This is a genomic window from Oleiphilus sp. HI0117, from assembly GCF_001635235.1.
Map to the genome: position 1 here is coordinate 1 of NZ_LWGA01000989.1, position 7247 is coordinate 7247.

General features: G+C 45.7%; 7 protein-coding genes. 5 read left to right on the forward strand and 2 right to left on the reverse strand.

Features of this window, described 5'->3' with window-relative positions; genetic code table 11:
* From A3757_RS26945 to A3757_RS17870, 5 genes are all read left to right on the forward strand, one after another.
* A partial coding sequence (locus A3757_RS26945) for a hypothetical protein (RefSeq protein ID WP_197470112.1) occupies positions 1 to 192 on the forward strand: 192 nt, incomplete at its 5' end.
* On the forward strand, positions 189 to 1592 hold the full coding sequence (gene sthA / locus A3757_RS17860; protein ID WP_068511859.1) for a Si-specific NAD(P)(+) transhydrogenase: 1404 nt from the start codon (positions 189 to 191) through the stop codon (positions 1590 to 1592). The genes A3757_RS26945 and sthA, both read left to right, overlap by 4 nt.
* A 76-nt stretch (positions 1593 to 1668) precedes the next feature.
* Positions 1669 to 1902 (forward strand): hypothetical protein, encoded by a 234-nt coding sequence (locus A3757_RS17865; RefSeq protein ID WP_068511862.1) that lies wholly within the window; start codon positions 1669 to 1671, stop codon positions 1900 to 1902.
* Between the two features lie 12 nt (positions 1903 to 1914).
* A complete protein-coding gene (locus tag A3757_RS25825) occupies positions 1915 to 2055 on the forward strand; it encodes a hypothetical protein (protein ID WP_156490449.1) in 141 nt (46 codons plus the stop codon).
* 45 nt (positions 2056 to 2100) lie between these two features.
* A complete protein-coding gene (locus A3757_RS17870) occupies positions 2101 to 4479 on the forward strand; it encodes an ATP-binding protein (protein WP_068553622.1) in 2379 nt (792 codons plus the stop codon).
* Between the two features lie 65 nt (positions 4480 to 4544).
* Here the strand turns inward: A3757_RS17870 and A3757_RS17875 are convergent, their stop codons facing one another.
* Both A3757_RS17875 and A3757_RS17880 read right to left on the reverse strand, forming a co-directional pair.
* Complete coding sequence (locus A3757_RS17875) at positions 4545 to 5069, reverse strand: DUF1566 domain-containing protein (protein ID WP_068511867.1); 525 nt, start codon at positions 5067 to 5069, stop codon at positions 4545 to 4547.
* On the reverse strand, positions 5062 to 7247 hold a 2186-nt coding region (locus A3757_RS17880), incomplete at its 5' end, for a DUF1566 domain-containing protein (protein WP_156506391.1). The genes A3757_RS17880 and A3757_RS17875, both read right to left, overlap by 8 nt.

Below are 7247 nucleotides of genomic sequence, written 5' to 3' on the forward strand. Positions count from 1 at the left end.
CGTGACCAAGCGATGGTGACTAATGGTGCTGCTAAGTTAGCTCAAGCAATGTTATCGGGTGAAGAAGCTGCGATAGATACAGCTTTGCAAGATACCGTATTTGCAGATCTGAATTTATATGAAGATGAATTGGAGCTTTTGAAGGAAAGACACGACATCGTGAAGAGTGGTCTGGAGGCAATTCGTTCATGAGACAAGTTGATGTAGTGATTATTGGTAGTGGTCCTGCAGGGCAAAAAGCAGCGGTACAGGCAGCCAAAGGTGGTAAGAGTGTCGCTCTTATAGAGCGGGATCAATGGTTGGGTGGTGCATGTGTACACAGAGGAACGATCCCCAGCAAGACGCTTCGTGAGAACGCCTTACGTGTTAAAAAGATGCGAGAGAATGCGGCCTTATGTCAGTTTGAATTAGCTGAAGATACCGAGATGTCGACACTGATCGACCGCTTGAATCGGGTATTGAAAGCGCACGACGGTTTTATGGTAAATCAGATTGAACGCAATAATATCGAACGTATTCACGGCCGGGCCAAGTTTGTATCGCCGAATGTTATCGAGGTAACAAAAGTGCGCGGCGAAGCTGAACAAATTGAAGCCAGTAGCTTTGTTATTGCTTCCGGCTCGATCCCTCGTAAGCCAGATAATATCCCTGTCGATCATGAAAATATTTTTGATTCTGACTCAATCCTAACAATGTTGTATTTGCCAAAGAGCCTCACTGTTCTCGGTGGTGGTGTTATCGCTAGTGAATATGCCTCTATCTTCCAGGCGCTTGGCGTTAAGGTAACAATGATTGACCGGTATCCTTTGCCTTTGGGCTTTATGGATGGTGACTTAACCTCCAAGTTTGTCGACTCATTTCAGGAAATGGGTGGCACATGGTTAGGTGAGAAGAACGTTGAAACTGTTGAGTGGGATGGCTTATCTGAAGTCATCACGCGATGCGATGACGGGACTATTGTTAGATCTGCGAAGCTTCTTTGTGCCGCTGGCCGCGTAGCAAATGTGAAGGACCTGCAGATTGCCAATGCTGGTTTGGAGTTAAATGAGTTTGGCAATATATCGGTTGATGATATGTTGCAAACCCAAGTCCCGCATATTTATGCGGCAGGCGATGTCATTGGCCCGCCATCATTGGCCTCGGCGTCAATGGAGCAGGGACGACGAGCGAGTTGTAATGCTTTAGGAATTGAAGTGGGTCCAATGAGTAAGATGATCCCCTCGGGTATCTATGGAATTCCTGAACTCTCGGCTGTTGGGATGACTGAGCAGCAAGCTAAGAAAGAGCATGGTGACGGTATTGTGATTGGTAAAGCCAATTTTGAAGAGATCTCTCGTGGTCAGATTAATGGAATACGTGATGGTATGCTGAAGATCATATGTGACCCTCAGGGCGAAAAGATTCTCGGTGTTCAGATCGTTGGCGAAGGTGCAACCGAGCTTATTCACATTGGTCAGATGGCAATGCTTTCAAATGCTGATGTCGATATCTTTGTCGAGAGCATATTTAACTTCCCGACACTAGCCGAAGCATACCGAGTTGCAGCCTTAGCAGTGATAGGCAAGCGCTCACAGCACAGTGATAAGTATTAGGACGTGAGCACAATGTTTGAAAGGAAGTTACCCGTCTTCAATTGAGTTGTTTTAGAGCAGGTAAGGAAAGTGTCACATGTACAAGTTTCGAGATCAGCTTCTACTTACTCTATTAGTTGTCGGCTTATTGCCTTCGCTGGTGATATCCTTTCAAACCTACCTTCACAGCAAGGCACAAGTTACTGAGTCTACCGTAGAAATTGCGCAGAAGAGCTTAATGCTCGTTGCTAATGGTCTTCAGTTTGAGTTTGACCATGGTGAGTCATTGGTGCAGGAATACGCTCGTTCTGCAGAGCTTTCTGGCCTTTAGTTCGAAACCTTCATGCCTTATCTAAAGCGTGAATTGACCTTCCTGAAACCTAAGTTTGAGAAGTTCATTATTGGTTTACCCAACGGACATTTCTATAACACTTCTGGTGCGAATCTGCTACAAGGAGGGATTCGAACCTTTGATGATAAATAACCAGACTCGAAGCCTAAAAATATTCGCTCTCGCGACTATTGGCAGGTGAGTATTCACCCTGAAGATCCTGATTCGCCTGAAGCCTATATTTCTAACTCGATGATCTCCTTTACGACGGGGGTTAAGCAGATTGTTATTGCGGCTCCTATTCAGGATAAAGGTAAGATAGTAAGGGGGATGTTGGGGCTGAGTATTCCCTGGGAATATATCCATGATCGGGTTCAAACCTTGGTTAAAGAAAGTTTTTCTGGTGTCCAGGGAAGTGCCAAGGTGATGCTGGTTGCGAATGACGGAACTTACTGGTATCACTGGGACGAAAATAAGATCATTCAACTATTACGTGATGATCAAGGCGACTTTGTCTTAAATGAGCAGGGTGAAAAGGCCGTCAGTAAGTACTCTATCCTAAATGAACATAACCCTAAATTAAACGCTCTTGGTAACGAGATGATCACGGGGAATGCCGGAATGAGGGCGCTTGATCTAGGAGGGGAGGCTCACCAGCCTATTCCTGGTAGTCGATATAGCATCGGTGTCGCGCTTGAAGACCACTTGATGTTAGCGCCTGTTAGAAAAACCTTAGAGAACACTTTCGTTATTTTGTTTTCGGCATTTATTCTAATTATTGCCGCCGGATTTTTCTTGGTAAAGTATTTTTCCCAGCCTGTTGCTCAGCTTCTCGACAAGATCTCCCGTTTGGCTGCTGGTGAGTCAGTCGATAGAAGCATTGTTACTAATACAGAAGAGCTCCAGGTTTTATCGAAAGCAATTTTTTCTCTTTACGATACCGTCGATACGCAGCGGAAGAAAATACGCGATAGCAAAGAGCTATTTTCACTTATTGTGCAGGGCTCGAATGACGGTATTTGGGATTGGGATATATTGGCTAATTCTCTGTATCTATCGCCTCGTTGGAAGGCGATTATTGGCTATCAGGATGATGAGCTTGAAAATGATACGAAGGCCTTTCAGAAACACGTTCACCCTGAAGATCGTCATCAAATAAATACGCTCTTTTCTGACCTTATCAAGGGAAAGGCTGACACCAGTCAGTGCCGTTTCCGAATGCTGAAAAAAGATGGCTCGTTGGTCACAATTTTGTCACGCAGTATGGCTGTTCGCGATGACAAGAAAAGAACCCTGAGAATTATTGGATCGAATACAGATATTTCTGATGTGGTCGCAAGAGAACAAGAGGTGATTGAACTTAATAAAGGCCTGGAGGGTAAGGTTTTACAGAGAACTGAAGATTTGGAAAGTGCGCTTAAAGAAGCTGAACAGGCAAACATGGCGAAGACTACATTCCTTTCCAATATGTCTCATGAAGTACGGACGCCTATGAATGGAATTATTGGCCTGACTTCACTGTGCCTCGAAACTGATTTAGATGACAAGCAGAGAGACTACTTGGAAAAAGTCATGCGATCTTCAGAAATGCTACTGAAGATTCTCAATGAAATTCTCGACTTCAATAGGATCGAATCGAATATGATTGAGTTGGAGGAAGTAGAGCTTGAATTGAGTGAGCTGGCTAGAAATATTGAGTCTCTAATGTTACCTGCTGCTGATCAGCAAGGAATCGCCTTTAAGGTAGTCTTGGATGAGGCTTTACCCGTTTATGTTAGAACGGATGAGCTTCGTTTATCGCAAGTCTTATTGAATCTATGCGGCAACGCAGTCAAGTTTACCGAAGAGGGTGAGGTGACTTTAGCGCTTAGCTGTGATGCTAAATTGGATGAAAGTGAAGGTCGGTGCGGTGTTCGGTTTTCGGTGAGTGATACCGGCATTGGTATTCACGATACGAAAGACTTGTTTATGCCTTTCAAGCAGGAAGATGCCTCTACGACCCGGAAATATGGCGGGACAGGTCTGGGGTTATCTATCAGCAAGAGATTGGTGGATTTGCTGGGAGGAGAGTTAAAGGTCGAAAGCCAAGTGGGCAGTGGCTCTACTTTTGAATTTACCTTGGATCTTCCTGTTGTTAAGGAAGCAAAGCTTGAGGTGAAAACAGTACTCGGCAAAGAGACAGAAAGATTGTTGAGAAAAGTTAAGGCGCCTGCTGATGTATGCGTGCTTTTGGTTGAAGATAATAAAATTAACCAAATGATCGCTGAAGAAATTCTTAAGAAAGCGGGTTATCAGGTTGAGATAGCGGATAATGGTGAAGAAGCTGTTGCCAGTGTTGAGGCGAAAGATATCGACTTGATCTTAATGGATATTCAAATGCCTATTATGGATGGCGAGCAAGCCTGTCAGATTATTCGGGAACAATTACGAAGGCAAGATTTACCCATTATTGCTCTTACAGCAAATGTTCTTCCTGAACAAACCGAACAGTATTTGAATCAAGGTTTTACTTCCTTTGTTGGTAAACCTTTTGATAATGCGGTCTTGCTTGAGACAATATCTAAATACACGGTTTAAGCAAGGCTGTTGGCAGCTGCCCTTAGCTTTGATCGCGTGATCGTTCCTCATTCCATTAGATTAAACTATTGAACGCTTCGAACTAAACGAATTGGCCAAGCCTGCTCTCTGGTGATGGTACCTGTTGCGCCATGTTTGAAGTCCACGAACCATGTGGCCGTATCATTGTTGTAGTCAGGTGACGCACTCCAGAGAAACTTGTTGGCAGTATTGGGGAAAACCGTCGCATTAATACTTGGCTCAACGCATTGGTCTTCTAGCAGAGAGGCTAACTCTGCCTGGTTGGGAAGGCGCCAATCGGCGTAGCCTGCAAAACCTCCTGTCGCGTTTATATTACGAGGGATCTGAAGAGCTCCTGACCAGTTCTGCTCGTTGAGAATGCCGGTATTACACTGAGTGCCACTTAAACCTTCCAAGCATTGTTTCCACATTAGTGCCGTGCTGGTATCGGTAATGGTGCCGTCTCCGTGAATAACAAATTGTGTTGCAGGCGTCGTTTCGGCAATGGTATCGCTACTACATTCCTGTGCCAGGACAGGAAGTGAAAGCAAAGAGTGTGTTAGAAGCCCTAAGCAAATATATTTATTCATAACCACCTCTTACTAGTCGTACCTGGTTTACATTGCGTTTATCGAGGCTATAAGAGTTACCATGAGAAAAATTTACTCCCCAGGCACTGCTTGTACCGAGTGCAAAAGGGCTAGATGTCCAGGTTAAGGCTGCATTGGAAGGGAAGTAATCAGTATCGAGCATGGGTTTAGCATTACCGTAATCAACGATACTGAGCAGCTCTTTGCGATTAGGTAGTCGCCAGTCGGCATAGCCACACCAGCCGGCTTCATTCATACGGTTAACAAAGGCTTCGGTGTTGCAGTAGCTAGCCGGTTCGTCTTCGTTATAGGCAAAACATTGCTCTCCTCTGCTATCTGCAAAACCTTCCGAACCACCGTTTGAGCTTGCGTCAGTATTGTACCAACTGTAACGATCATCGGCGTCATTTAAACCTTCGTCTCCTGGTGTTTCGTTGCCTTCACTTTTTACTTCCCACATTAAGCCTGTGACAGAGTCTTGAACGCAGCTCCATTCAGCATCTGAACTATCCGTTTCAACGCCATCCTCATCGAACTTTAAAAAGCTGAAGCCTGCACGACCATCGCTATCATCGTTATGTGTTAGCTCCCGACCTAAGGAACAATCCTGTTGGTCGATGGCTTCCCCGGAACAGTCTAGGTTATTGCCGCTAGGGTAGCTTGCTCCCCAGGTAATACCGGTTCCATTTACGCGAATATTAGTCGCCGGTATTGGGCCGACCACGACATTAACCAGGTCCGGTTCTGAATCGAGTTGGCCATCGTTAACCACTAATGAAAATACCAATCTTCCATCAGTGTGAGCTTCAAATACCGGGTTAGCATCTGTCTCATCACTTAAGCTTACTTCAGGGCCGCTTATTTGAAGCCAGCTATAACTTAAGGGGTCGTCTTCAGGGTCGAGGCTTCGGCTGCCCTTTAGTGCCACAATAGAGAGACTGCCAACATATCGGTCGACACCGGCGTTGGCGATAGGAGGATTGTTTGCAGGCATCACTGAAATATTCGTGAATGAGATTTCCGAAGATAGTTCACCGTCATTGACAATAAGTGAAAACTGCAATTCTCCACCCTCCGTTGGCGCCACGAAGCTGGGTGAGACCAAGGTGTTATCATTCAGTTCAACGTCTGGCCCTGCAGTTTGTGACCACTCGTAAGTGAGCGTGTCATTTTCGGGGTCGTTGCTTTGGCTTCCATCCAGTGTTACAGAATCTCCGCCTTCAGTGCTTTGAGATAGGCCCGCATTGGCGAAAGGTGCCGAATTGGCATTGCTGACACTGATTACCACTTCGTCAGCCGCAGAATTTGCTTCGCCATCACTGACTACCAATGAGAAAGTCAGGATAAGGGTGCTAGTCGAATCAGTTTCAGGTGCCTGGAATTGTGGTTGTAGTTCTGACACCGAGCTTAGAATGACGCTTGGGCCACCTGTCTGACGCCAGGCGTAACTTAAACTCAGGTGCTCACTATGAGTACTTTCACTGGCATCTAGTGAAACCAATGTATTGCTTCTGACTGTTTGGTCAGCGCCTGCGTGAGCGACCAATGCAGTGCTGATAGCTTGAACAGAAATAATAATGCTATCGCTTACAGAGTTTAACTCGCCGTCATTGACGGTTAGGCTAAGCTCAATTTCGCCACCATTTTCCGGTGCTATGAATGAAGCTTGAGCTTGCTCTGAATCTAGAACTGTAACCACAGGGCCGGAAACCTGTTGCCAGGTATAGCTCAGGCTGCTTCCTTCCGGGTCGGTGCTATTTGCGCCGCTAACGACGACAATGTCATTCCCGTTTGCTTGTTGGTCAGGGCCCGCATCGGCCATAGGGGGTTGATTAGTATTGATTGCAGTGACTGTAATACTCACCTCATCAGTTTCGGAGCTTTCAAGACCATCGTTAACATGCAAGGAAAAGACGTAGTTAGCGTCAATATTGGGTGCAACAAAGCTGGGAAAAGCGATGCTTGTATCATTGAGTGTTATGCTTGGGCCGCTAACTTGAGTCCATAAATAACTTAGCGTGTCGCCATCAGAATCAAGACTTTGAGAACTGTCCAGCGTGACCAAGCTGTTCCCGTTAGCGTTTTGGTCATCACCTGCATGGGCGATAGGCTGTGTATTTGAGGTCTGTGGGTCAGAACCGTTGTCAGGGTCAGAACCGTTGTCAGGGTCAGAACCGT

Coding starts and splice junctions, on each gene's coding strand:
- sthA (WP_068511859.1), top strand. CDS start 189: ATGAGACAAGTTGATGTAGTGATTATTGGTAGTGGTCCTGCAGGGCAA.
- A3757_RS17865 (WP_068511862.1), top strand. CDS start 1,669: ATGTACAAGTTTCGAGATCAGCTTCTACTTACTCTATTAGTTGTCGGC.
- A3757_RS25825 (WP_156490449.1), top strand. CDS start 1,915: ATGCCTTATCTAAAGCGTGAATTGACCTTCCTGAAACCTAAGTTTGAG.
- A3757_RS17875 (WP_068511867.1), bottom strand. CDS start 5,069: ATGAATAAATATATTTGCTTAGGGCTTCTAACACACTCTTTGCTTTCA.